At 51.3% G+C, this 25,172-nt stretch carries 28 protein-coding genes; 16 read left to right on the plus strand and 12 right to left on the minus strand.

The genetic code is table 11. From position 1 onward, the window contains the following. Window positions 1–35: 35 nt before the first annotated feature. The 3 genes from rpmG to radC form a co-directional block, all read right to left on the minus strand. On the minus strand, window positions 36–203 hold the full coding sequence (gene rpmG, locus QY76_RS02510; RefSeq protein ID WP_005290066.1) for a 50S ribosomal protein L33: 168 nt from the start codon (window positions 201–203) through the stop codon (window positions 36–38). Window positions 204–214: 11 nt separating this feature from the next. Further along, on the minus strand, window positions 215–451 hold the full coding sequence (gene rpmB / locus QY76_RS02515; protein ID WP_015460658.1) for a 50S ribosomal protein L28: 237 nt from the start codon (window positions 449–451) through the stop codon (window positions 215–217). A gap of 238 nt (window positions 452–689) precedes the next feature. Further along, window positions 690–1,376, minus strand: coding sequence for a DNA repair protein RadC (gene radC / locus QY76_RS02520; RefSeq protein WP_034164495.1), 687 nt, complete (start codon window positions 1,374–1,376; stop codon window positions 690–692). Between the two features lie 189 nt (window positions 1,377–1,565). On the opposite strand from radC, the gene coaBC reads away from it, so the two are divergent. The 3 genes from coaBC (at window position 1,566) to slmA (ending at window position 3,921) form a co-directional block, all read left to right on the plus strand. Beyond that, the gene (gene coaBC, locus QY76_RS02525; RefSeq protein ID WP_034164494.1) at window positions 1,566–2,783 is read left to right on the plus strand and encodes a bifunctional phosphopantothenoylcysteine decarboxylase/phosphopantothenate--cysteine ligase CoaBC; all 1,218 of its coding nucleotides are present in this window, start codon (window positions 1,566–1,568) and stop codon (window positions 2,781–2,783) included. After that, window positions 2,761–3,219, plus strand: a complete 459-nt coding sequence (gene dut, locus QY76_RS02530) for a dUTP diphosphatase (RefSeq protein WP_034164493.1) — start codon at window positions 2,761–2,763, stop codon at window positions 3,217–3,219. The genes coaBC and dut overlap by 23 nt, the downstream gene beginning before the upstream one ends. 105 nt (window positions 3,220–3,324) lie before the next feature. After that, window positions 3,325–3,921 (plus strand): nucleoid occlusion factor SlmA, encoded by a 597-nt coding sequence (gene slmA, locus QY76_RS02535; protein WP_045426539.1) that lies wholly within the window; start codon window positions 3,325–3,327, stop codon window positions 3,919–3,921. A 38-nt stretch (window positions 3,922–3,959) separates the two neighbouring features. Here the strand turns inward: slmA and pyrE are convergent, their stop codons facing one another. Next, window positions 3,960–4,601: an orotate phosphoribosyltransferase gene (pyrE, locus tag QY76_RS02540; protein WP_034164491.1), complete on the minus strand. Its 642-nt coding sequence runs from the start codon at window positions 4,599–4,601 to the stop codon at window positions 3,960–3,962. A gap of 83 nt (window positions 4,602–4,684) precedes the next feature. Next, window positions 4,685–5,401 (minus strand): ribonuclease PH, encoded by a 717-nt coding sequence (rph, locus tag QY76_RS02545; RefSeq protein WP_015460655.1) that lies wholly within the window; start codon window positions 5,399–5,401, stop codon window positions 4,685–4,687. Window positions 5,402–5,533: 132 nt separating this feature from the next. Between rph and QY76_RS02550 the strand changes: the two genes are divergently transcribed. Both QY76_RS02550 and QY76_RS02555 read left to right on the plus strand, forming a co-directional pair. Then, complete coding sequence (locus QY76_RS02550; RefSeq protein ID WP_012846942.1) at window positions 5,534–6,397, plus strand: YicC/YloC family endoribonuclease; 864 nt, start codon at window positions 5,534–5,536, stop codon at window positions 6,395–6,397. Between the two features lie 198 nt (window positions 6,398–6,595). After that, on the plus strand, window positions 6,596–7,864 hold the full coding sequence (locus QY76_RS02555; protein WP_045426541.1) for a site-specific integrase: 1,269 nt from the start codon (window positions 6,596–6,598) through the stop codon (window positions 7,862–7,864). Between the two features lie 415 nt (window positions 7,865–8,279). Here the strand turns inward: QY76_RS02555 and QY76_RS02560 are convergent, their stop codons facing one another. Together QY76_RS02560 and QY76_RS17540 are read right to left on the minus strand one after the other, a co-directional pair. After that, entirely contained in the window at window positions 8,280–9,341 is a 1,062-nt protein-coding gene (locus tag QY76_RS02560) for a hypothetical protein (protein ID WP_045426543.1), read from the minus strand. Between the two features lie 217 nt (window positions 9,342–9,558). Further along, window positions 9,559–9,696, minus strand: coding sequence for an AlpA family transcriptional regulator (locus QY76_RS17540; protein ID WP_071844097.1), 138 nt, complete (start codon window positions 9,694–9,696; stop codon window positions 9,559–9,561). A gap of 141 nt (window positions 9,697–9,837) precedes the next feature. On the opposite strand from QY76_RS17540, the gene QY76_RS02565 reads away from it, so the two are divergent. Together QY76_RS02565 and QY76_RS18585 are read left to right on the plus strand one after the other, a co-directional pair. Next, entirely contained in the window at window positions 9,838–10,338 is a 501-nt protein-coding gene (locus QY76_RS02565; protein WP_147319170.1) for a hypothetical protein, read from the plus strand. Window positions 10,339–10,589: 251 nt separating this feature from the next. Next, on the plus strand, window positions 10,590–11,099 hold the full coding sequence (locus QY76_RS18585) for a hypothetical protein (RefSeq protein ID WP_144418090.1): 510 nt from the start codon (window positions 10,590–10,592) through the stop codon (window positions 11,097–11,099). 193 nt (window positions 11,100–11,292) lie between these two features. On the opposite strand, the gene QY76_RS02570 is transcribed toward QY76_RS18585, so the two are convergent. The 3 genes from QY76_RS02570 to QY76_RS17545 form a co-directional block, all read right to left on the minus strand. Then, window positions 11,293–11,616 carry a hypothetical protein gene (locus tag QY76_RS02570; protein WP_045426548.1) on the minus strand — a complete coding sequence of 108 codons (324 nt, stop codon included), beginning with the start codon at window positions 11,614–11,616 and terminating at the stop codon, window positions 11,293–11,295. An 11-nt stretch (window positions 11,617–11,627) separates the two neighbouring features. Then, on the minus strand, window positions 11,628–12,122 hold the full coding sequence (locus QY76_RS02575; RefSeq protein ID WP_045426551.1) for a hypothetical protein: 495 nt from the start codon (window positions 12,120–12,122) through the stop codon (window positions 11,628–11,630). Window positions 12,123–12,207: 85 nt separating this feature from the next. Continuing rightward, on the minus strand, window positions 12,208–12,459 hold the full coding sequence (locus QY76_RS17545) for a helix-turn-helix domain-containing protein (RefSeq protein ID WP_071844098.1): 252 nt from the start codon (window positions 12,457–12,459) through the stop codon (window positions 12,208–12,210). A gap of 122 nt (window positions 12,460–12,581) precedes the next feature. Here QY76_RS17545 and QY76_RS02580 point away from each other — a divergent pair, with 122 nt between their 5' ends. The 3 genes from QY76_RS02580 (at window position 12,582) to QY76_RS02590 (ending at window position 15,707) form a co-directional block, all read left to right on the plus strand. Further along, a complete protein-coding gene (locus tag QY76_RS02580; protein ID WP_045426637.1) occupies window positions 12,582–12,962 on the plus strand; it encodes a hypothetical protein in 381 nt (126 codons plus the stop codon). A 166-nt stretch (window positions 12,963–13,128) separates the two neighbouring features. Continuing rightward, window positions 13,129–13,671: a hypothetical protein gene (locus QY76_RS02585; protein ID WP_045426554.1), complete on the plus strand. Its 543-nt coding sequence runs from the start codon at window positions 13,129–13,131 to the stop codon at window positions 13,669–13,671. A 239-nt stretch (window positions 13,672–13,910) separates the two neighbouring features. Further along, entirely contained in the window at window positions 13,911–15,707 is a 1,797-nt protein-coding gene (locus QY76_RS02590; RefSeq protein ID WP_045426557.1) for a hypothetical protein, read from the plus strand. Between the two features lie 52 nt (window positions 15,708–15,759). Here QY76_RS02590 and QY76_RS02595 read toward each other — a convergent pair whose 3' ends face one another. Together QY76_RS02595 and QY76_RS19150 are read right to left on the minus strand one after the other, a co-directional pair. Continuing rightward, window positions 15,760–16,887: an ImmA/IrrE family metallo-endopeptidase gene (locus tag QY76_RS02595; RefSeq protein WP_032175747.1), complete on the minus strand. Its 1,128-nt coding sequence runs from the start codon at window positions 16,885–16,887 to the stop codon at window positions 15,760–15,762. Window positions 16,888–16,890: 3 nt separating this feature from the next. Continuing rightward, window positions 16,891–17,505, minus strand: a complete 615-nt coding sequence (locus QY76_RS19150) for a hypothetical protein (protein WP_223862641.1) — start codon at window positions 17,503–17,505, stop codon at window positions 16,891–16,893. 1,068 nt (window positions 17,506–18,573) lie between these two features. Here QY76_RS19150 and QY76_RS02600 point away from each other — a divergent pair. The 6 genes from QY76_RS02600 to recG all read left to right on the plus strand — a co-directional run bounded on the left by QY76_RS02600 (window position 18,574) and on the right by recG (window position 25,162). After that, a complete protein-coding gene (locus QY76_RS02600) occupies window positions 18,574–19,194 on the plus strand; it encodes a trimeric intracellular cation channel family protein (protein ID WP_012846914.1) in 621 nt (206 codons plus the stop codon). A 120-nt stretch (window positions 19,195–19,314) separates the two neighbouring features. Next, window positions 19,315–19,938 (plus strand): guanylate kinase, encoded by a 624-nt coding sequence (gmk, locus tag QY76_RS02605; RefSeq protein ID WP_012846913.1) that lies wholly within the window; start codon window positions 19,315–19,317, stop codon window positions 19,936–19,938. 54 nt (window positions 19,939–19,992) lie between these two features. Beyond that, window positions 19,993–20,268, plus strand: coding sequence for a DNA-directed RNA polymerase subunit omega (rpoZ, locus tag QY76_RS02610; RefSeq protein ID WP_005291030.1), 276 nt, complete (start codon window positions 19,993–19,995; stop codon window positions 20,266–20,268). A gap of 19 nt (window positions 20,269–20,287) precedes the next feature. Then, window positions 20,288–22,381, plus strand: a complete 2,094-nt coding sequence (gene spoT / locus QY76_RS02615; RefSeq protein ID WP_012846912.1) for a bifunctional GTP diphosphokinase/guanosine-3',5'-bis pyrophosphate 3'-pyrophosphohydrolase — start codon at window positions 20,288–20,290, stop codon at window positions 22,379–22,381. A gap of 5 nt (window positions 22,382–22,386) precedes the next feature. Next, complete coding sequence (gene trmH, locus QY76_RS02620) at window positions 22,387–23,079, plus strand: tRNA (guanosine(18)-2'-O)-methyltransferase TrmH (RefSeq protein ID WP_034164490.1); 693 nt, start codon at window positions 22,387–22,389, stop codon at window positions 23,077–23,079. Between the two features lies 1 nt (window position 23,080). After that, a complete protein-coding gene (gene recG, locus QY76_RS02625; RefSeq protein ID WP_045426564.1) occupies window positions 23,081–25,162 on the plus strand; it encodes an ATP-dependent DNA helicase RecG in 2,082 nt (693 codons plus the stop codon). Window positions 25,163–25,172: the final 10 nt, after the last annotated feature.

The raw sequence follows: 25,172 nt of genomic DNA on the forward strand, positions 1-25,172 counted from the left end.
CCCGGCAGAGCCGGGTTTTTCCAATTCCACTAAAATTATTTAATTTTAGCTTCTTTGTAGATCACATGCTGGCGTACCACCGGATCGAACTTTTTCAGTTCCAATTTTTCCGGTTTGGTACGTTTGTTCTTGGTAGTGGTGTAGTAGTGACCAGTACCAGCAGAGGAAACCAGCTTGATCTTCTCGCGAATACCTTTAGCCATGATTCAGCTCCTTAATACTTCTCACCACGGGCACGCAGATCGGCCAGAACCGCTTCGATACCCTTCTTATCAATAACACGCATACCTTTAGCAGATACACGCAGAGTTACAAAGCGCTTCTCACCTTCAACCCAAAAACGGTGTGAGTGCAGGTTAGGCAGAAAACGGCGTTTGGTCGCATTCAGCGCATGGGAACGGTTGTTACCGGTCACCGGACGCTTGCCAGTAACTTGGCAGACTCGGGACATGTCTATTCTCCAAAAATCAAATCAGCTCGAGCTTCGTATAGGATGTGGCCGCCTCGTCAGGCTTTAGAGCCCATCCCGGCAAACTCCGCCGAGTAGACTCTGAGTCAGGTCGAAACCTGCTGAGATAGGCTCTTAACGCCACAACCTAGATTCTCAAAGGTGGCGTAGTATACGCTCTAGAGCGCATGTGCTCAAGACCCGAACAGCTAAAGATCCCTCAGGATCGCGAAAAATATGATTAAATCCACCCACGTTCAGCAAAGGAAACCCGCTGACCATGGCCGATGACCATATGATCGAGAACCTGAATATCCACCAGTGCACAGGCCTTAGCCACGCGCTCCGTCAACAAACGGTCCGCCACACTGGGTTCGGGATTGCCCGACGGGTGATTGTGCGCCAGGATTAACGCCACAGCATTCAGCTTAAGCGCTTCCCTGACGATTTCCCGTGGATATACATCCACGCAGTTTATAGTACCTGAAAACATCTGCTCAGATCGAATAACACGGTGTTGATTGTCTAAAAACAGCACGACAAAGATCTCTCGCTCCAGTGAGACGAAGAGATTCTGCAGATACAGCGCCGTCAGATCGGGGCTGGTAATCGCGCTTTCCTCACCGATACGGTGCCGTAGCACCCGTCGCGATAGCTCAGTAACCGCCTGAAGCTGGGCAAACTTGGCGATGCCCAGCCCTTGGCTGGCGCAGAAGGTATCAACGTCTGCCCGCAGCACCCCCTGTAGCGACCCAAAGCGCTGCAGCAGCCGATCCGCCAGCTGTATCACATGCACCCCCGGCAGGCCCGTGCGCAGAAACAACGCCAGCAGCTCACGATCGCTGAGCGCCGCCGCGCCCTGCGCGAGCAGCTTTTCCCTCGGCAGCGCCCCCTGCGACCAGCCGCCCTCAATCCTCCTCTGCGCCATCGCCCCGCCTCCCCCGTCAGCCAGACTACCGATGGGCACAAATTAACTGTATAAATAAACAGCATCAAACGACGCGGATAAAAACTGTGCAGTCTTACGCAGGCTTTCCACGGTCGTTGCAGGGTCGGCGAGAGAAAACGGGTTATGATAAAATCTTGCCAACCTTGGGCTTTCAACGGAACCAACACCATGACTGTACTTCGCGGCAAACGCATCCTGTTGGGCATCAGCGGCGGGATAGCCGCCTATAAGTGCCCGGAAATCGTACGTCGGCTGCGCGAGCGCGGCGCAGAGGTGCGCGTCGTCATGACCAAAGGGGCACAGGCCTTTATCACCCCCCTGACGCTGCAGGCCGTCTCAGGACATCCGGTTGCCGACGATCTGTTCGATCCGGCGGCCGAAGCCTCTATGGGGCACATCGCGCTGGGAAAATGGGCCGACCTGGTGCTCTTGGCCCCCGCAACGGCGGACCTGATGGCGCGCTTGGCCGCCGGAATGGCGGACGATCTGCTGGCAACCCTGTGTCTGGCCAGCGCAGCGCCTCTCGCCATCGCGCCGGCGATGAACCAGCAGATGTTCCGCGCCGCCGCCACGCAGGACAATCTGGCCACTCTGACGCAGCGCGGGGCGCTGATCTGGGGCCCAGACAGCGGAGAGCAGGCCTGCGGTGACGTCGGCCCAGGGCGCATGCTGGATCCGCTGACGCTGGTCAGCCTTACGGAGAAACATTTCAGCCAGAGCCAGGACCTAGCGGCCTACCGAGTGATCATCACCGCCGGCCCAACGCGCGAAGCGCTGGATCCGGTGCGTTTTATCAGTAACCACAGCTCCGGTAAAATGGGCTTTGCCATCGCTGAAGCCGCCGCCCGCCGCGGCGCACAGGTGACGCTGATCAGCGGGCCGGTCACCCTGCCAACCCCGCCAGGGGTAGCGCGTGTCGATGTGCAGAGCGCACTGGACATGCAGGCGGCCGTCGCCCAGCGCGCGCGTGATTGCGATATCTTCATCGCCTGCGCCGCCGTCGCCGACTACCGCGCGCAGCAGATCGCGCCAGAAAAGATGAAAAAGCAGCGGGGCGATATGCTGACGCTGACGCTGGTGAAAAATCCGGATATCGTCGCCGGCGTCGCCGCCATGACCGAAGCACGGCCGTTTGTGGTAGGATTTGCCGCTGAAACACAGAATGTGGAAGAATACGCCAGACAAAAGCTGGCGCGTAAAGGGCTCGACCTGATCTGCGCCAACGACGTTTCACAAGATGGGCAGGGTTTTAATAGCGATACCAATGCCTTACATCTTTTTTGGCCCCAGGGTGACAAACGGTTGCCGCTCAGCAGTAAATCCCGCCTGGGCTGCACCTTAATCAATGAGATCGTCAGACATTATGAAGAAAAAAATCGACGTTAAGATCCTCGACGCACGCATAGGTCAACAGTTTCCGCTGCCGACCTATGCCACCCCCGGCTCCGCCGGTCTGGATCTGCGTGCCTGCCTGGACAGCGCCGTCGTGCTCGCGCCGGGTGAAACCACCCTGCTGCCCACCGGGCTGGCTATTCACATTGCCGATCCGTCTCTGGCGGCGGTGATCCTGCCGCGCTCCGGCCTGGGCCACAAGCACGGTATCGTGCTGGGTAACCTGGTCGGGCTGATCGACTCCGACTACCAGGGACAGCTGATGATTTCCGTGTGGAACCGTGGGCAGACCCCCTTTACCATTGAGCCGGGTGAGCGCATTGCGCAGCTGGTGCTGGTACCGGTGGTGCAGGCCGACTTTAATCTGGTGGAATCCTTTGAGGACAGCGCGCGCGGCGACGGCGGCTTTGGCCACTCCGGTCGCCACTAATCCGCCGCACGCAACGCTATCAAGCCTAATCACCGTCGCACCCAGTTGCGGCGGTGTCTGTTGTGGGAAATCCGTTTTCGCCGTTTAGCAAGGGTCTTGTCAGGCATGGCAGAAAAAGAAAATACGAAAAGGAACCGTCGCGAAGAGATTTTACAGGCGCTGGCGCAGATGCTGGAGTCCAGCGACGGTAGTCAACGCATCACGACAGCAAAACTGGCGGCGAACGTCGGCGTTTCAGAAGCCGCACTCTATCGCCATTTTCCCAGTAAAACGCGGATGTTCGACAGTCTTATCGAGTTTATCGAGGACACGCTGACATCGCGCATCAATCTTATACTGCAGGATGAAAAAGACACCTTCAATCGGCTTCGTCTTATTCTGCTGCTGATCCTGGGCTTTGCCGAACGCAATCCTGGGTTAACCCGGATTATGACCGGCCATGCCCTGATGTTTGAGCAGGATCGCCTACAGGGGCGGATCAACCAGCTGTTCGAGCGCATTGAGGCCCAGCTTAGACAGGTCTTAAAAGAGCGCCGGCTGCACGAAGGCAGCGGCTTTGAACACGACGAAACGCTGCTGGCCAGCCAGCTTCTGGCGTTTTGCGAAGGTATGCTATCGCGCTTCGTGCGGTCAGAGTTCCGCTACCGCCCCACGCAGGAGTTCGAGACACGCTGGCCACTCCTGGCCTGCCAGCTGCAGTGACTCCCAACGATGGCCGCCGGACGGCGGCCATCGGCAACTCACACCCCGTACCGGGCGCGATACGCCTTGACTGCCGCCAGATGCTGCGCCATCTCCGGCTGCTCTTCCAGATAGTGGATCAGATCGCCTAAGGTGATGATTGAAATCACCCGGCAGCCGTAGTCGCGCTCCACCTCCTGGATCGCCGACAGTTCGCCGCGGCCACGCTCCTGACGATCAAGAGAGATCAGCACGCCGGCCAGCGCCGCCCCGTTGGCCTGGATAATCGACATCGACTCGCGAATCGCGGTACCGGCAGTGATCACATCGTCCACCAGCATCACCCGCCCGGCCAGCGCACTGCCTACCAGCGTGCCGCCTTCACCGTGATCCTTGGCCTCTTTACGGTTAAAGCAGTAAGGCATATCCCGATCGTGGTGCTCAGCCAGGGCCACCGCCGTTGTGGTCGCAATCGGGATCCCTTTGTAGGCTGGCCCGAACAGCACGTCAAACGCAATCCCGCTGTCCACCAGGGCCTCCGCATAGAAACGCCCCAGCAGCGCCAGATCTCGCCCGGTGTTAAACAGGCCGGCGTTAAAGAAATAGGGGCTGGTGCGCCCGGACTTCAGCGTAAACTCGCCAAACTTTAGCACCTGCTTGCTGAGTGCGAATTCAATAAAACGGCGCTGATAGGCCTTCATACTTTTCTCCTTCAAAGTCTGTTAACGCGACGGATGCCCACCCCGCGGGCAAAAAAAAGGCGACTTATTCAGTCGCCTAAAAATCACTGCTCCAGCGCCGTCTTCTGCGCCTGGATAATCTGTCCTATGCCGTCTCTGGCCAGCGCCAGCAACGTCAAGAGCTCTTCATGGCTGAACGGTTCGCCTTCGGCGGTGCCCTGCACCTCGATCATCCGACCGTCCTCCATCATCACCACGTTCATATCGGTTTCCGCGGCGGAGTCTTCCACATACTCCAGATCGCACACCGCCTCGCCGGCCACGATCCCCACCGAAACGGCGGCCACCATGCCCTTCAGCGGGCTCTCCTTCAGCTTACCGGCGGCCACCAGCGCGCCCAGCGCATCGGCCAACGCCACACAGGCTCCGGTGATCGACGCCGTACGGGTTCCGCCGTCCGCCTGAATCACATCGCAGTCCAGGGTGATGGTAAACTCGCCCAGCTTCTTCAGATCTACCGCCGCCCGCAGCGAGCGAGCGATCAGCCGCTGGATCTCCATGGTACGGCCACCCTGCTTGCCCTTGGCCGCCTCGCGCGCCATGCGGCTATGGGTAGAACGCGGCAACATGCCGTATTCTGCGGTGACCCACCCCTGTCCCTGGCCTTTTAAAAAGCGCGGCACCCCTTCATCAACGCTGGCGGTACACAGCACTTTGGTATCGCCAAACTCCACCAGCACGGACCCTTCCGCATGCTTGGTATAGTGACGGGTCAAACGCAGTGGACGGATCTGTCCGGCAGCTCGGCCTTCAGGACGCATAAGCTCATCTCCGCAGGTAATTCAGTCATCGGCTGCGCATTATACGGCCTTCATCTGCTTATGCCTATCACGCAGGACGCCGCGGGGCTATAATCCCGACAACACACACCGTTTTAGTAATAGGCAGGCACTATGATCCGTAGCATGACCGCTTACGCCCGACGCGAAGTCAAGGGTAACTGGGGCAGCGCAGCCTGGGAGCTGCGCTCAGTAAACCAGCGCTATCTGGAAACCTATATCCGTCTTCCGGAGCAGTTCCGCAGTCTGGAGCCGGTGATCCGTGAGCGCCTGCGCACCCGCCTGACCCGTGGCAAGGTCGAGTGCAACCTGCGCTTCGAACTGGATCCGAGCGCCCAGAGCGCCTTGATCCTCAACGAAAGCCTGGCTAAACAGCTGGTCGATGCCGCTAACTGGGTCAAACTGCAGAGCGACGAGGGTGAAATCAACCCGCTGGACGTCCTGCGCTGGCCCGGTGTGATGGCGGCCGCCGAGCAGGATCTGGACGCCATCGGCAGCGAGCTGCTCGCCGCGCTGGACGGCACCATCGACGACTTTATCGACGCGCGCGAGCGTGAGGGCAGCGCCCTGAAGCAGCTGATCGAACAGCGTCTGGAGGCCGTATCCGCGGAGGTGGCCAAGGTGCGCAGCCGGATGCCGGAAATCCTGCAGTGGCAGCGCGAGCGTCTGGTCAGCAAGCTGGAGGAAGCCCAGGTACAGTTGGAAAACAACCGTCTGGAGCAGGAGCTGGTGCTGATGGCTCAGCGTATCGACGTGGCCGAAGAGCTGGATCGCCTGGATGCCCACGTGAAAGAAACCTACGTCATCCTGAAGAAGAAAGAGGCCGTCGGCCGTCGCCTGGACTTTATGATGCAGGAGTTCAACCGCGAGTCGAACACCCTTGCGTCCAAGTCGATCAACGCCGATATCACCGCCTCTGCCATTGAGCTGAAGGTGCTGATTGAGCAGATGCGCGAGCAGATCCAAAACATAGAGTAAAATTTCAGAAAAACTTTTTAAGTCTCACAACATCTCACCGACACCAACAAGCCCGCGTAATAGCGGGCTTTTCTAATGCCATAGAATCTCACACGATCTCAATACAGCGCACATTTATCGTGTACATAGTTGTGTATATACTCATGTTATGTACACGCACATCTATGTACACAGTAAGAACTTCATTGAGGACGTATTATGGCAAAGCTAACGGACATTCAGATCAAAGCATGGGTGAGGGCTGGGGAACGATTTAATGGTCGATCTGATGGCAATGGCTTGTATCTATGCTTTCCTAAAAACTACGCTATCCCATTCTGGCGTTTCCGCTATCGGTTTGTCGGGAAACAGAGGGCAATGGTTATTGGAACCTACTCTGAATTTTCACTCGCTAAAGCGCGAGAAACGGCGAAAGAGCTTTCCGCACGTGTTGCCTTAGGCTATGACGTTGCAGGAGAAAAGCAGGAACGTAAGGCCGAGGCTATCAAAAAGATTGAAGAACAAAAAAATGCGTTGAAGGTTTCAGATCTGGCCCACGAGTACTTCGAACGCCAGATCTTAGGGAACTGGAAACATCCAGATATCCTGCGCCGTCGTATCGACAAAGACATCAATCCTAGTATTGGGCATCTTAAAATCGAAGATGTTCGCCCCCGCCATATTGATGATATGTTGCAGAAGATCATCGCACGAAACGCCCCTACAGTGGCTAATGATGTCCTCCGCTGGACCCGCCGCATTTTCAACTATGGTATCAAACGCCATATGCTGGAGAGTAACCCCACAACAGCGTTTGAGATCGCTGATGCTGGAGGTAAGGAGAAATCCCGTGAACGCTGGCTGAGCAGAGAAGAATTGATTAAATTCTTTCAGGCCATGCGGGTGACTCAAGGATTTTCCCGGCAAAACGAGCTGACTATGAAACTTCTGCTTGCACTCTGCTGTAGGAAAATGGAACTCTGCGCTGCTCAGTGGGCTGAATTTGATTTAAATAACTCAGTCTGGCATTTACCTGCCGAACGGGTAAAGAACGGTGATGCTATCGATATCCCCTTACCCGCGATAACCGTTGAATGGTTGAAGGAACTACACCAGATGTCCCTCAATAGCCAGTGGGTGCTACCTGCGCGTAAAATGCAACACAGAATGATCCCTCATATACAGGAAAGTACACTGCCCGTAGCACTGGCAAAAGTGCGCAGCAACCTTCCTGATATACCAAATTTCACCATCCATGATTTCCGACGTACAGGGCGCTCACACTTAGCTGCTTTAGGCGTTGACCCTGTTGTTGCAGAACGTTGTTTAAACCACCGTATCAAGGGTGTAGAAGGCATCTATAACCGTTATGAATATTTTCAAGAACGTAAAGCAGCCTTAGAGCAGTGGGCAGCATTACTGGCCTCACTGGAACGCGGTGAGGATTACAATGTGATGCCGATAAAAAACAACAAAAAAATCAGTTAGCCTGTACGGCGATAAAATGTTTCATTGATTTGTTAGGGGATTAACAGACTGGAATGACCCCAGAGCAATAGGCAATTCCGGTCCTCACGACTAGTTCTGTGAGGAATCCCCCATACTGAGGTTGCTTGGGTAATTGTGTATCGTGCCAATATGGCTACTATCGTTAACAACTGGGTGCCTGTAAGAGTCGTTGCCGCTTTCTGCGCACAGATTTAGCAAGTAACCGATGAATCTTACTGGGGGGATATGCCTCTCCGTGAAATGACAAAATACTCATACAGGCCCAGAAACTATTTTGATGGCTCACAGGCTCGTCTGAAGGCCATTTTGACATAAACTTTCACCGATGAACAATGGTCATGATTCTGCGCCCTAAGTGCCCCTGTATGAGTAACAAGGGCGCCTGGAGTAATGTTTAACCAAATCGGCGTATTCTGTTGCTGTTGATCCACAACGGCGCGTTGCTTAATAGGCCGAGTTTAGATACGCAACTGGGCCAGGCACACCATATTTCAGACTTATTCAAAAGATCGTATTCATACATTCTGAACACATTTTCAAGACGCTTCGGCATTTTCCTGAGATTAACAGACTTCAAGAAGTCGTGTTTATTTTTCACCAGATTATCCCCCTTTTCATATTTAAAGCGACTCTCAGTAAGATACAACGCTTTGTCCAGACCTTTCTGATAGATCTGTAGATCTTCATACGGGTTCTCTACTTCGCCTATATCAGCCAGAAGCAGAGCATTTTTACCCTGCTTTGAGTGAGGTTTACTTTTGGGACGAATTCTGGCCTCGATACGCAGGAAATCCGCGAACTGATTCACACAGAGAGTGTTTTTACCCTCGGTTTTTACCGCTTTAATAGATGTTTCAACACCAGACAGATCAATCTTCTCATAAATTGACATCTGAATATGAGAACTCACTGTACCCAATGTCATTCCCCTAGTTTCCGTGCCAAGGTTCATTTTCCCTGTATAACAGCGTTTCATCCCAAAAAAATAGTCCTCAAGGTTACACTTATACAGATCTAGAGCCACGTCTAAGCGTGTAATCCACGCTCTTTTTAAGAGTTTGAAAATAAACTCACCAAGGCCACTTTCAGCCATCCAAAGAATAAGGCTGTCCATGCCCTTTTCATCCAAATGCTGAGGTCGAAACTCCATTCTTATATTGCCAATTTTGCTTCTTACTGGTTTATATTCAAACCTCAGTAGCATGGTTTTCCCAGAGTATATAACAACACCTTTTTGATAGAGTTTTTTCCCATTCTTCGATATTGTCGCAGGTCTTAAAGAATAGGGCATTGGATCTTCGAAAATACTCTCAACCCAACGTTTAACAAGTATTCTCTCATTCTTGTTTTCTGCCATGGTTACAATAGTAATCCCATCCACACGCATTCTCATTGGGTGCTCATCTTTGCTTACCCCAATTTTTAATGACTTTTTCCCATTGTCGATATTATTCATGTTTATCTCCACGCCACCCACCATCGTGAGTGGCTATATCAGTTAATCCAATTAAATGCTTCTTACTGGTTATCTTTACCCAGTAGCAATATGGTTCTAAGTAGGCGCATATGTGGCTTATAGACGGGCTGAAAACACGCCCATAAGCCTCCATCTGCTACTTTCGCTGCCCTGTGGGTACCCTGGAGGCAATCCACGCCTCAACGTCGTGTTGCAATCATGCCACCGCACGCCCTCCTGTTAGCGATACCGGACGCGGGAATGTGCCTGCTGCAACCATTCGGTAGAGCGTTGCCCGGCTGACGGCGCAGCGCTCCAGTACGGCCTGACGTTTGATCAATTTGAGTTCGTTCATCGAAGTGCTCCTTCAGTTAATGAGGAGCAGGATTTACAAGATGCAATTTCTCTCATTTTTCGAAAAAGAAGCGTGACAGTTCGCCTTGAATTTGTGACAGTCACATAGTCAATGGCGAACTGTACATTTGTCGTAGGAGGTATGATGAGGAACCCGCAGGTAAAAAAGCGTGAGGCTGCCAATATCAGGAAAAAAATTCAGCGTGATACGTTGGTTAAAAAATTTGGTAGGTTAATGGAAATTTACATCCATAAAGATATGGAGAAATGTCTTGAGGAAATTATCAGGGGAGGAGGGTTTCCCGCTTTAGATGTTGATATGTTGAAAACAACTGAAGGACGTTGTTTTGTTATAGCAGAATTGATTGGCTTCACTTATTTGCAACAATGTTCTACCGTCAAAAATAAGAATGAAAAAATAATTCGTGAAATTCATCAAAAGGTATGCAAAGAGAGAGTTAGAAAAGATAAAACAGTCAAGGCCGTTGCGTTGGAATTGAATAATAATAGCGTTTTTTCAATAGGTAAAAAAGACGGTGATATTATAATAGATGACGGGGAGTGGACTGATGCCAAGGTTAAAAAAATGAGTGAATTTTCAACGGTAGCTAAGATTATTATTAATCTGGATAAAAATACATGATTAGTACTTGCGAATATACGTCATTGGATTGGGTATATATTTGGATGAGATATTTTATAATCTCATTTATCACATATTCAATATTTGTATATATCATTAAGAGAATATTATACCCATTCAGAAAAGAGTTTTCTTCTCCTCCTATTACAAGATGGCAGAATGGACATGAAAGCACATTTTTTATCAGCCCTGATTACTGGTGGGCATTTCGCTTCAAATCCCGACTAAAGGCAAACGTTACGGGTGAAAAAGTGAAGGAAGAGTTAAAAGATTATGTGGATATAAACAATAAGGTTAACTTTTGTATTAGTGTTATTATCATGGTGCTTAACTTTCTTGTTTATGAATATGCTCATGATTACTTTTATTCAAAAGCGTTAATGTGTATAGCTTTTATTCGATTTATTTCTAGAAGTTATGAGATCACATATGCTTTTGTTTGTGACATATTTCAGCAGCATGAATCCGTTACGGGGTTAAACAAACATGAACGTATTCGGTTAGCTCTATTTAGCTATTTAGAGATATTTTTTTATTCAGCGGCGGCATATATGTTATTACCGCAAATAAATTTTGTATATGATGCCGTAACAATGTCGTTGAGTGTTGGCACGCTAACGAATGTGGGGTATGCATTTAATTTTTGTGGGCAAAACACACCTTTCATTACAAACATTGTGTTTGTTCAGGTTTTTGCTACATTGAGTCTTGTAGTACTAAGTCTTGCAGTATATCTTTCTAGGAAGGATGGTGACACGTAATTACCTCTATTCAATATCTTAGGCGGAAAATACCATCACAAAAGTGAAGTATTAAAACTGAAATAAAACCACACGTCAGAAACATTATCGCTGCCGTATGGTTTTTTTATTTGAAAGGACGGTGTTATACTTTATTAGATATTAAGTGCTTTAGCATCCTTTAAAATAACAAAGAAATATAGTTAGCATTAGTTCAGCCCTTTAGGTGCGCCTTCCCCGCCAGCATATCAATCATTACGAGATAAATTTTCTCGCACTGAGCCCCGCTATTCTGTACAGCGAACTTCCATCCTTCATCCATAGCCGCAGCAACCTCTGTTGTTGAGGCTATGGGCCAGTCGCTTACGGTGTCGTAGACTCTACCGATCGCCGTTTTCTTATCAACGCCTGTACGTTGCTGTAGACACATCCTGACCATCACTTCTGCGGCCTGAGCAGGCTGGCTTGCCGGGTAAGTTGCCAGCGCCGGGGCGGATGCTGTTGTGACGAGTAGCGCAGTAATAATACGCTTCTTCATTGTGTTACCCCTCACTGAATTGGAATACCCTGAACCGGGCTGTTTTCCCATTTCATCGGGCGGTCTTCCGGCTCGGTAGGGGCGGGTGCTAAAGCAGGGGATTCGGTTTGCGGCGAGTTCGTAGCTGAGATCTTTTCCTCAAGCTCATCGAACCGGCCAGTGAAATCTTTAAGCACTTTATTGCATACAATGGAGGCCTGATCCTGCTGACCAAGCATTCGTGCATTCAGTACGTCCATATCCGCTCGATTGTGATATTCCTGCTCCATTGCCGGGGTGATGCGGGTTGTGGTACCGGAGGCATCCTGGTATTCAAAGCGTTTGATGAGTTTATCAAGCCGCTTAAGTACTGCTGTATCGACAATATATCCCTCAGCTCTGCAAGTGTTCAAAAGACTGAACTGCTCCGTTAAGACGTTGTATGACTGGATCGGTAATACTTTGGCTTCTGCTGATAATGTAAGCAGTAGGATACTCGGTAGTGAGACCATCAATGTTTTTTTCATAATTTCCTGTCCTTAATACTTAAAAATCATGTAGTTGTCAGACTGGTTCTGGTTTGTGATATCAGAATCTGTCGGTTTTACTTCTTTACTTTCCCCCATAGCGCTGAGGCCAGATGGATTCAGGTGTGGTACCCAAAGCGTCTGCAATAATTTTTTCAGCCCGTGGATAATGACGTTCGAAGGCATTATTTAGTGTCCGTGAAGCCAGCCTATGCTGCCGTGAGAGGGAAGACAGAGAAAGCCCCTGTTTGTGCAGGGCCGCGATAATATCGGCCCGGTGCCAGTTAACAGCACTTCCCTTACTTCGCTTTTTTTGCGAATCTGTTGAGTTACTCAATGTATTCACTCCGGGTTGTTAGTACTGGAGATATTAAAAGCGAACAAAGGGAAGCTATCAAGTTCCCTTTTGTGGTTATTTGCGCTCATTTAACTAACGCTTTGATCAGAGGTGAAATTTTTATGAGTAATGAACAGATGACTGGGCCCAGTGATATCGGTGCGATAGAAAGTGGAGAGTGGCTAACAGCAGAGCAGTTTGCCGGAATGGAAGGGATGCCGGGCACTGCGAAAGGGGCACGGCTACGTCTGGAAAAACTCACAGCTCTGCACCCGGAAATCCGCCGCAAACGCACGAGTGGGAAGGGATTTCTGTACCATATCAGCGCGGTAGGGATGGCGCTGAAAAGTGAGAGGGATGCGACAGATGCCTCAGCAGACGAGCAACTTAACCTGTGGATACAACTGTTTCGCACAATGAAACCGGCCTCCAGGGATAAACTTTTACAGCAGGCTCTGACTCAGGTTGCGAGGGACCTGGCTGAAGGAGACGTTAACCAGTAATAAGTAATGGAAGCCTTGACTGTGTTGGATAAGTGATAATAGGAATCATTTGAATTAACTGTTTGATTTTGCTATAATTTATACAGTGGCAGTCATTGCGTACTCAGCCACTGTAATAACCCATCTTAGCTGGTTCACGGCCATCACCTATTCTGGAATCACTACAATGACACTTCCCCGAGACGTCCATGCGTCCCGTCAGGGTCAGCATGACTACTTGTGTGGCATCTACAGCCTGATTAACACCCTCAGTTATCTTTATGACGGCAGAGTTCGGCGAGAAAAATTGATGTACCACCTACTTAGCAGCTATAAACGACGATGGGATTTATTTGATCTACTGACGCTTGGCTTGGATGAAGAGCAAATGGACCACCTGATTGGTGATGTCCTGTTGAAAGGGCATTACGCCCGACATTATCCTCTCAATATTCATACCCCTTTCCGTTACCGCTCCCGACGTACCCGACAGATTCTCAGCGACATCAACGACTGGCTGGCACCATCGGAAAATCAGGCGCAGCGCGTGGTGATTCTGGGCACCACCTGGCACTGGTCTGTGGTTATTCGCACGGATTCCACCCGGCTGTTCTTGTTTGACAGCTTGGGGATACATAGTCAGCGCAGGGACACCTTCTCCATTCAGCCAGAGCTGAAACGGCATACGCTGCTGACGGATGCAATTTACTTTGTTGAACGTGAATTCTGACCTGTACGAGAAGGAGTTGAGCATGACATCTATCGCCAGTGATCGCAGCGGTTACAGACAGACAGTTAAATCATTTACCTGCATGGAGATTATCTCGACATTGATATGAATATTAATCAGTGGCATAGCTCTCAGGAATAAATTTTATGAATTGATCAATTTCTACCAATCAAGTAGATTACCTTCACTGAACTATTTCTCGAATATATTTTGTATTTTTATCTTTAAAGGATACTACGATGCTTGAGAAGTTAGAATTAACCAAAAATGCACAATTTTATATTTCCAAGGGAAATGAACCACTACCTCCAATAGAAGATGTATTTATCTTGGATATATTAAATGCTTCTGATGACAATATTGAACCTGATGCTCTATATATACTAAATGAATTTAGAACTCGAAGCCATTTAATTGATGAAGATATCCCTTATTTATATTCAGTCAGGATATTCCCCACGATCAGGCCAGTTTACTTCATTGGGAAAGATGAAGGTGAGCTTGGCCTATATGACAGAATTCATGCGTTTATTATTATTTTTGAATTTGAAAATCACATTAGTATAATCAAAAAAAGCTGCTCTAATATATCTGAAAAAATTGAGAAAAACTTTGACCTGATTACTAACACTATGATAGCTGAGACTTTCAATGATTCTGATGTTTCTTTCCAAAGAATATCCTTAAGAAACATGACGGTATCGGACAAAGCAATAAGGCAGCGATCTTATGAAGCTCCGGATTTAAAGGGCACTTTCTCTACTCATGCTGCTGGAAGATCAATACCGCTATTCTTGAAATTCAGACAAGGATCAACTGTAAGAACTATTTCAGGAACCGGGCGTTTAGTCGAGTCATCTAATAGAATTAACTTTGATAACTTAGCTCTTTGGGTTTACAATCAACTTTCTCTAATAAAAGATGGTGGGGGCGAAAAGGATTTTTTAGATGCATTTGCGAAGCAGAAGAAACTTCATGAAGTGCTTGAGCACTCAAAACCAAATGCAATTTTAATTGAAAGCTCATCTTTATATGACCAACTCATCGAAGATGATATTAAAATTAGATATGAAAACAAAAAAGGAATAGAGGTTGAACTAAAAACGAAGGAATTAGAGCGATTGATAAAGCATCTCGAAAGAGTTTACCCCATCGATTCAGAAGGGAAAATAACAACTAAATTTGGCCGGGCATTTATCAGAATAAATAATAAAACTTTAACCTTCGACTCCTCATTCTTGAGATCATTAAAAGTAAATGTATCAGGAAGTAATGTTACGCTACAAAGTTATATAATTAAAAATGGATTTTATAGTATAACTTTTGATGATCCCCGCTATATGTATTTTATTGGAAACTGTTTTCAAGATGACTCAGGCATCGCAGAAATAAATAGTATATTAGATATGTTAAGACCCGTGGAAAATATGGATTCCGTAACTAGTGAAAAAGGTAATTTCAGGAAAACCAGTGTCCAATTTTCGAAAGAGTCAATGTTTAATCTAGTTGAGAAGATACATAAAAATGATGACTATGTTTTTTGCGATGATTTAGGTAATGAATGGGCTGATCACATAACCTTTAATAAAGGTGACTCATGCATCAATTTCATTCATTCGAAGCATGGACCGGTTAGTACTTCCGCTAGTAACTTGCATGATGTTGTCGGACAAGCGGTAAAAAACTTAGGTTACATGAATTTTAGTAAAGCTGATTTTATGAAAAAATTCGAAGCTAAATTTGTAGAGAAATATAATTCAACTAAAGGTGAGACAAATATAAAAAGGACCAGAAAAGGCAACTCAAATGGTCTGGATGAATATATTTCTAATCTTTTAAAGGATTTTAAATTGCATAGAAAATGCATTCTGAGCTGTTCCTTTGTATCAAAGAATGAAATAAAGGATGAGTTTAATAAAATATCCAGAGGTGAGAAGGTGAATGGGCACATTACTCAATTGCTATGGATATTGTCATCTTTTTCTCATGCAGTAAAAGAAGTAAACGCAATCCCAATTATCTACTGCTCAGAGTGAGAGAGAAAGTTTAGGCCCTTAAATATTAAGGGCCATAGAGGACAATAAAACGTCAAAACTTGAATGGAACAACAATATCGTCATAGCCATCATCTATGTCAGGTACGTATTTAACACCTGATATATCTGCCAATAATTCTGGTTTGATTTTAATCTTTTCAGCTAACATGCCGAAAGATATACCCAGATGTTCTTTCAAAATAGTTAAACTTTCCTCAAGAACATGAGGTTCTTCTAATGGAATTTGATCGTCCAGTTTTTCTTTTTTCGTTTGTCGTGTTTGACTGAACCAAACATTAGCGCTTCTATATTGCTGGGCGTTAATAAATCCCAAGAAATGTGCTCTATAAATAATTGCTTTAGCACTAACTTTCCATCGAGCTTTTAAAGCATACACTTTTTTCCAGTCAATCATTCCGCCAACACCTAAGCAGGACGGAAATTCTCTGGCAAAAGACTTTCTAGGAAATAAGAAAGCACTAGCAAAAGCATCAGCCTCTCGCTCTGTTTTTTTACATCCAGTCTCAATACCATCATGCATTATTAAATGACCACATTCATGAGCCAAGTCAAAACGCATTCGGCAGGCACTTTCTTTCGCAGTGTTGCGAATTATTATAGGGAATTTTCTATTAACAGATAAAGCATCAACTTTTTCAGACACGCCATCAAAACAGGTAACAATTGCTCCCTGATTTTCAACAACGTTAACCATATTATCTATAGGGGCATCAGGTGTTAGCCCCCAACGAATACGGGCCCCCTCAGCAATCTTTTCTATCAATGGAGGTGTTAATTCTACAATCTTACTATTATCAATCAAATTAAAACCGTTCTCGGGCATATCTAGGTGTTCATGCAGCTCAGCAACGAGTTGCTCAAGAATAGTACTGTATGCCTGAACCCGCTCTTTAACACCTGCAGGCGTTGTCTGTCTTTTACGAAAATGGCATTGCTCTGGCTTAACGTCACCAGAAAGAGGTATCCCGAAGAAATCGGTGGAAACCTGAAGAAACTCTGCCAATGCATTCCGCACGTCATCAGCTGGTGCCCGAACGTCACTTTCGTACTGATGTATACTTTGCCGGGTCACGCAAACAGCATCACCAAGCTCTTGCAGAGTATACCCTTTTAACAAACGAGCGAGCCGAAGCCGCTCGCCATAAAATTCTATAGCCATAACTTACGAACCATTATTCGAGTCATCATTCTCGGCCTTTTTATCTTTCCTTTTAACAGAGATTGATGCTTTCTGAGTTTTGACTGGCTCAGGTAATTCGGTATCAATGGAGCTGAAAGCAGGAACTCTTTCATCCAAAGGAATTTCCCAGCATGAAACCTGCACGCCTTCTAAAAAGCCAGTAAAGGTTACACGCTCAACATAGCGGAAATCATCAACTTCAACAGCAAAAAACCAAATAACTGAAGCAGCGTTGCCTACTTCAACAGGCAATAAACTCATCTGACTCAGCGCTTCTACGCAAGGTATCAGCCTGCGCTCTTCCGGGCGATTAGGGCCTCCCCGGTACAAACGGACTGGCACTGAATCAATAGAAAAGGTAAATTTCCCATCGTCTTTCACTATGCCAAGCCAGGGCCACTCTTCATATTGAGTTGCAGCACGAATTATCCTCGTTCGGCAACATTCATAGGCCCTCAGCCCAGTTGAACGAGCAGAATCACCAAGCTCTTCATTATGTAAATCAATCACATCATCCCTGACATTTCGAATTAGGGATGCAAGTTGTTTAAGTCGCTCTATTGTTAGAGCTGGGTTTAGCTCCCACGGTTGCTTCATTACAAAAAAGACCTCATGCGTAGAGTTACGTAGCCCCTGATGGGATTTGGTGAAATACCTAGCAATAATCTTGCATTTTTCGATATTTGTCAAGTGGTATTAAAAAAGTAACCGATTCACAAGCTTGTCAATGCTGATGATAAGCATATAATTAGTAGCCGTTTTTATGTTTTAGTCAGAACAATACACACTCAGAAACTGAATTCGAGCAGAACCTGATACCGATATGACCAAAGCACTCATCGATCGAGTACAAAACCATGCGATTAGGTAAGAAAACGTTGACCAGTTAGTGCAGCACCTACAAAATCTCATGGTGCAAACTAAATTCGTTAAACACGATTCTGCTCTGAGAGCATTAAGCTACGTGCTAAGGAAGACATTTGGGAATCATAGATAAATCGACATATACACTAAAATGTCCGAATTGCGAGATTGTAGAAACTCTGGCAATACTAGATAAAGGTTCTAACTGGGGCGGCTCTCATTGGCAAAGTGGAGGCTCTTTCCAACATTTTCATACAGAATGGCAAGGAGGAGGCCTTACTGAGCCCTCTCTTAAAATTGCAAAATGTAAAGTATGCCAACAATCCGCACTTGCTACTTCATCTTACTGAACCGATTTCCCCAACTGCAATGAACACTTTCTTTTCTCGTGTACTTAAGAGTGTACTTAACGAAAAAATAGATTATTAAAAACATAATAAAATCAACGCAAACACACAATCACTCAATATTCAGATCCAAAGCGGCCGGCGGACGATGCGTCCGCCCCGCTGAAGCATGCTAAAAAGCCATTGTTGAAATGGCTTTTTTTCTATTGTGACCAACGCGCTGCCGCGGCCCACCTCCGGCGGCGTGGCTCACCCTCGCCAGTTAACCACTAAAAAAACTAATCTATATCAAATATAAAATACGCAATCAAAGCCACAAATAAGGCATATATACATTAGAAAAATTAATTCGAAACGGCATACCTTAGAAAAACTCAGTCGCGCAGCCCGCCCAGGCTGACTATCCTGCCCACTTTCGACCTCTTCCCTGGCTTTACGGACGAGCATACCCATTATGTTACTGAGCATTCTCTATATTGTCGGCATTACCGCAGAGGCGATGACCGGCGCGCTGGCGGCGGGACGTCGCCAAATGGACACCTTCGGGGTGATCATCATCGCTTCGGCCACCGCCATCGGCGGCGGCTCGGTACGCGATATGCTGCTGGGGCACTACCCGCTGAGCTGGGTCAAACACCCGGAAAACATTGTGATCGTCGCCTGTGCCGCCGTGCTGACCACCTGGGTGGCGCCGCTGATGTCGCATCTGCGTCGCCTATTTCTGCTGCTCGACGCCGTCGGCCTGATCGTCTTTTCCATCATCGGAGCCCAGGTCGCGCTGGAGATGGGGCATGGCCCTATCGTCGCGGTCATCGCCGCCGTCGTCACCGGGGTGTTCGGCGGCGTTCTGCGCGATCTGTTCTGCAATCAGATCCCCCTCGTCTTTCAGAAAGAGCTGTACGCAGGGATCTCGTTTGCCGCCGCCTGGCTCTATCTGGGACTGCTATACCTGCAGGTACCGCAGGATCTCACGGTGATCATCACCCTGGTGGCCGGCTTTAGCGCCCGTCTGCTGGCGCTGCGCTTCCATCTGAGCCTGCCGGTTTTCGACTATAAACAGCCGGAGCGCGAATAGTCCGAGCGGCGTGAAATCTGCGTCGGCGCAACGAGAGCGCTGCAACCGGCGGCGGAGCCGTGTATAATGAGCGGATATATTGCTATATTTCGCTCTTTTACACGCTGATAAGACAGACACATGGTACAAGGTACGCTCTATATCGTTTCCGCGCCGAGCGGCGCTGGCAAATCCAGCCTGATCCAGGCCCTGCTGAAAACGCAGCCGACCTACGACTCCCGGGTTTCCGTCTCGCACACCACGCGCGCCAGCCGTCCGGGCGAACAGCACGGTGAGCATTACTACTTTGTCTCTGTGGACGAGTTCAAGGCAATGATCGCCCGCGATGATTTCCTGGAGCACGCCGAAGTTTTTGGCAACTACTATGGCACCTCGCGTCAGGCGATTGAAAAGGTTCTGGCGCAGGGGATCGATGTTTTCCTCGATATCGACTGGCAGGGCGCCCGCCAGGTGCGCAGCAAGATGCCGCAGGCCCGCAGCATCTTCATTCTGCCGCCGTCGCGCGAGGAGCTGGCGCGCCGTCTGCACGGCCGCGGCCAGGACAGCGATGACGTCATCGCCGGGCGTATGGCCAAGGCGGTCAGCGAAATGTCGCACTATAGCGAGTACGACTACCTCATCATCAACGACGACTTCGACGTCGCGCTGCAGGATCTGCGCACAATCATCCGCGCCGAACGCCTGCGCCGCGAGCGTCAGCAGCTGCGTCATGATGCTTTAATCAGCAAATTATTGGCAGACTGAGCCCAGTTTCAGTATCATGCCCAGTCATTTCTTCACCTGTGGAGTAGCACTTTTATGGCACGCGTAACTGTTCAAGACGCTGTAGAGAAAATTGGTAACCGTTTTGACCTGGTGTTGGTCGCAGCCCGTCGCGCGCGCCAGATGCAGACGGGCGGCAAAGAGCCGCTGGTTCCGGAAGAGAACGATAAGACCACGGTTATCGCCCTGCGCGAAATCGAAGAAGGTCTGATCAACAACCAGATCCTCGACGTGCGTGAGCGTCAGGAGCAGCAGGAGCAGGAAGCTGCCGAGCTGCAGGCGGTAACCGCCATTGCGGAAGGTCGTCGTTAATTAACCTCAAGGGCAGCCTTTGTATCTGTTTGAAAGTCTGAATCTCCTGATTCAAAAATACCTGCCGGAAGAGCAGATCAAACGCCTGAAGCAGGCCTATCTGGTCGCGCGCGATGCGCACGAGGGACAAACGCGCTCCAGCGGTGAGCCCTATATCACCCACCCGGTCGCGGTGGCCTGCATTCTGGCCGAAATGCGTCTCGACTATGAGACGCTGATGGCCGCCCTGTTACACGACGTCATCGAAGATACCCCCGCTACCTACCAGGATATGGAACAGCTGTTCGGCAAGAGCGTCGCCGAACTGGTGGAGGGGGTATCCAAGCTCGACAAGCTGAAGTTTCGCGATAAAAAAGAGGCCCAGGCGGAAAACTTCCGCAAGATGATCATGGCGATGGTGCAGGACATCCGCGTCATTCTGATCAAGCTGGCCGATCGCACCCACAATATGCGTACCCTGGGTTCGCTGCGTCCTGACAAACGTCGCCGCATCGCGCGTGAAACCCTGGAGATCTACAGCCCGCTGGCTCACCGCCTGGGTATTCATCACCTGAAAACCGAGCTGGAAGAGCTGGGCTTTGAGGCCCTGTATCCCAATCGTTACCGGGTGATCAAAGAGGTGGTGAAGGCCGCGCGCGGCAACCGCAAGGAGATGATCCAAAAAATCCTGGCGGAGATCGACGGGCGCCTGACCGAGGCCGGCATGGCCTGCCAGGTCAACGGCCGTGAGAAACACCTCTACTCCATCTACCGCAAGATGCACCTCAAAGAGCAGCGCTTCCACTCCATCATGGATATCTACGCCTTTCGCGTCATCGTCAAGGACGTGGATACCTGCTATCGGGTGCTCGGCCAGGTGCACAGTCTGTACAAACCGCGCCCGGGGCGGGTGAAGGATTACATCGCCATTCCCAAGGCTAACGGCTACCAGTCGCTGCACACCTCGCTGATCGGGCCGCACGGCGTGCCGGTCGAGGTACAGATCCGCACCGAAGATATGGATCAGATGGCCGAGATGGGGGTCGCCGCCCACTGGGCGTATAAAGAGGGCGAGTCGAGCACCACCGCCCAGATCCGTGCCCAGCGCTGGATGCAGAGCCTGCTGGAGCTGCAGCAGAGCGCCGGAAACTCCTTTGAATTCATCGAAAGCGTAAAGTCGGATCTGTTCCCCGACGAAATCTACGTTTTTACCCCCGAAGGGCGCATCGTCGAACTGCCGGCCGGCGCCACGCCGGTCGACTTCGCCTATGCGGTGCATACCGACATCGGCCACGCCTGCGTCGGCGCCCGCGTCGATCGCCAACCCTACCCGCTGTCTCAGGCCCTGAGCAGCGGCCAAACCATAGAAGTGATCACCGCGCCAGGCGCCAGACCCAACGCCGCCTGGCTGAACTTTGTGGTCAGCTCTAAGGCGCGGGCCAAGATCCGCCAAATGCTGAAAAACCTCAAGCGCGATGACTCCGTTAGCCTGGGGCGCCGCCTGTTGACCCACGCGCTGGGCAACGGCCGCAAGCTGGCCAGTATTCCTGCGCCCAACATCCAGCGCGAGCTGGAGCGCATGAAGCTGCAGTCGCTGGACGACCTCTTGGCGGAGATCGGGCTGGGCAACGCGATGAGCGTCGTGGTGGCGCGCAATCTGCTGGGTGAACAGGATACGCCGCCGGGCGGCCGTAAGCTGCCGATCAAGGGCGCCGATGGCGTGCTGCTGACCTTTGCCAAGTGCTGCCGCCCCATTCCTGGCGATCCGATCATCGCCCACGTCAGCCCCGGCAAAGGCCTGGTTATTCACCATGAGTCCTGCCGTAACATCCGCGGCTATCAGAAAGAGCCGGAAAAGTTCATGCCGGTGGAGTGGGATAAGGAAATCGATCAAGAGTTTATCGCCGAAATTAAGGTTGATATGTTCAACCACCAGGGGGCGCTGGCCAACCTGACGGCGGCGATCAACGCGACGGCCTCCAATATTCAGAGCATGAACACCGAAGAGAAAGACGGGCGCGTCTACTCCGTTTATATTCGCCTGACCACCCGCGATCGCGTGCATCTGGCCAATATCATGCGCAAAATCCGCATCATGCCGGATGTCATTAAAGTCACCCGAAACAGAAACTAACCGCCATGACCCCACAACGCTATGCGCGGATCTGTCAGATGATGGCGGCACGCCAGCCGGATCTGACGGTCTGCATGGAGCAGGTTCACAAACCGCACAACGTCTCCGCCGTGATCCGCACCGCAGACGCCGTCGGCGTCCATCAGGTCCACGCCGTCTGGCCGGGCAAAAGCATGCGCACCCTGGTCTCCACCGCCGCCGGCAGCAACAGCTGGGTCAGCGTTAAAACCCACCGAGATATTGCCACCGCCGTCGGCGAGCTGAAAGGTCAGGGCATGCAGATCCTGGCCACCAACCTCTCAGCCACCGCCGTTGATTTTCGCGAGATAGACTACACCCGACCGACCTGCATCCTGATGGGACAGGAAAAACGCGGCATCAGCGCCGAAGCATTGCAGCTGGCCGATCGCGATATCATCATTCCGATGGTCGGCATGGTGCAGTCGCTCAATGTCTCCGTCGCCAGCGCGCTGATCCTGTATGAGGCACAGCGTCAGCGCCAGCAGGCCGGCATGTATGGCCGCAGCCAGCCCTCTCTGAGCGAAGAGGAGCAGCAGCGCCTGCTGTGGGAAGGCGGCTATCCGGTCTTAGCCAGCGTCGCCCGGCGCAAGGGCCTGGCGCGTCCGCGCATCGGCGACGATGGGCAGATCGACGCCCCCCAGGCCTGGTGGGACGCCATGCAGGCCGCCCGGAGCTGATATGCAAGGCCAGCTGCTCGATGCCGTTCCGCTGACCTCGCTCTCCGGCGTCGGCGCCAGCCAGGCGGGAAAGCTGGCCAAGCTCGGGCTGGTCACCATACAGGATCTGTTGTTGCATCTACCGCTGCGCTACGAAGATCGCACCCGCCTGTATCGCATCGGTGAGCTGCAGCCCGGGATCACGGTGACGGTGGAGGGCGAGGTCCTGCGTACCGACGTCGCCTTTGGGCGCCGTCGCATGCTGACCAGCCAAATCAGCGATGGCTCAGGCCTGCTGACCCTGCGCTTTTTCAACTTCAGCGCCGCCATGAAGAATAGCCTCGCGCCGGGTAAACGGGTGCTGGCCTACGGCGAGATCAAGCGCGGACACCACGGCGCAGAGATAATCCATCCCGAATACCGTATACAGGGTGACGACGCCACACCGGCGCTGCAGGAGGCGCTGACGCCGGTCTATCCGACCACCGAAGGCGTCCGCCAGGCCACGCTGCGCAAGCTGAGCGATCAGGCGCTGGCGCTGCTCGATATCACCCCTATCCCGGAGCTGCTGCCCGATACCCTAAAGCAAGGACTCCTTAGCCTGCCCGATGCGCTGCGCACCCTGCACCGCCCACCGCCGGACATCCATCAAGAGGATCTGGCACAGGGGCGCCATCCCGCCCAGCGGCGCCTGATTCTGGAAGAGCTCCTGGCGCATCACCTCAGCATGCTGGCGGTGCGCGCCGGCAATCAGCGCCATCGCGCGCTAGCCTTGGCAACCGATGACCATCTCAAACACCGTTTTCTCGCGGCGCTACCCTTTACCCCCACCGCCGCCCAGCGGCGGGTACTGAGCGATATTGAGGCGGACATGGCCAAAAGCGTGCCGATGATGCGCCTGGTACAGGGCGACGTCGGCTGCGGTAAAACCCTGGTCGCCGCCCTGGCGGCGCTGCGCGCCATCGCCCATGGCCACCAGGTGGCGCTGATGGCGCCCACCGAGCTGCTGGCTGAACAGCATGCCGCCACCTTCCGCCAGTGGTTCGCCCCGCTGGGCTTAAGCGTTGGCTGGCTGGCCGGGAAACAGAAGGGCAAGGCGCGCCAGACACAGATGGCGGCCATTGCCGCCGGCGAGGTAAACATGGTGGTCGGGACCCACGCCCTGTTTCAGGAGCAGGTGCAGTTTGCCGGTCTGGCCCTGGTTATTATCGACGAGCAGCACCGCTTTGGGGTGCATCAGCGGCTGGCCCTGTGGGAAAAGGGCGAGGCGCAGGGGTTCCACCCGCACCAGCTGATCATGACCGCCACCCCGATCCCGCGCACCCTGGCGATGACCGCCTATGCCGATCTGGATACCTCGGTCATCGATGAGCTACCGCCGGGACGAACTCCGGTCACCACCGTGGCCATCGCCGATACTCGACGCCAGCAGATCCTGGATCGGGTACGGCACGCCTGTCTGGAGGAGAAGCGCCAGGCCTACTGGGTCTGCACCCTGATTGAAGAGTCCGATCTCCTGGAGGCCCAGGCGGCCGAAGCTACGGCTGAGGCCCTTATTCAGCAGCTTCCAGAGCTACGTATTGCGCTGGTGCATGGCCGGATGAAGGCGGCGGATAAACAGCGGGTCATGGCGCAATTCAAGGCGGGCGAGGTCGATCTGCTGGTGGCCACCACGGTGATCGAGGTCGGGGTCGATGTCCCTAACGCCAGCCTGATGATCATTGAAAACCCCGAGCGGCTGGGACTGGCGCAGCTGCACCAGCTGCGTGGACGCGTCGGGCGTGGTGCGATCGCCTCCCACTGTGTTTTGCTATACAAGGCGCCGCTGAGCCAGACGGCGCAGCGGCGCCTGCAGGTGCTGCGCGACAGCAATGATGGTTTTGTTATTGCCCAGCGCGATCTGGAGATCCGCGGCCCCGGCGAGATGTTGGGCACCCGCCAAACCGGCAACGCCGAATTCCGCGTCGCTGACCTGCTGCGCGATCAGGCACTGATACCCGAAGTCCAGCGTATCGCTCGCCATCTGCACAGCGCCTATCCACAGCACGCCCGCACCCTGATCGAACGCTGGCTGCCCGCCGGCAGCCGCTACTCCAACGCCTGAGCTGCGCCGA

It is taken from the genome of Edwardsiella sp. EA181011 (assembly GCF_000800725.1).
Lineage (GTDB): Bacteria > Pseudomonadota > Gammaproteobacteria > Enterobacterales > Enterobacteriaceae > Edwardsiella > Edwardsiella anguillarum.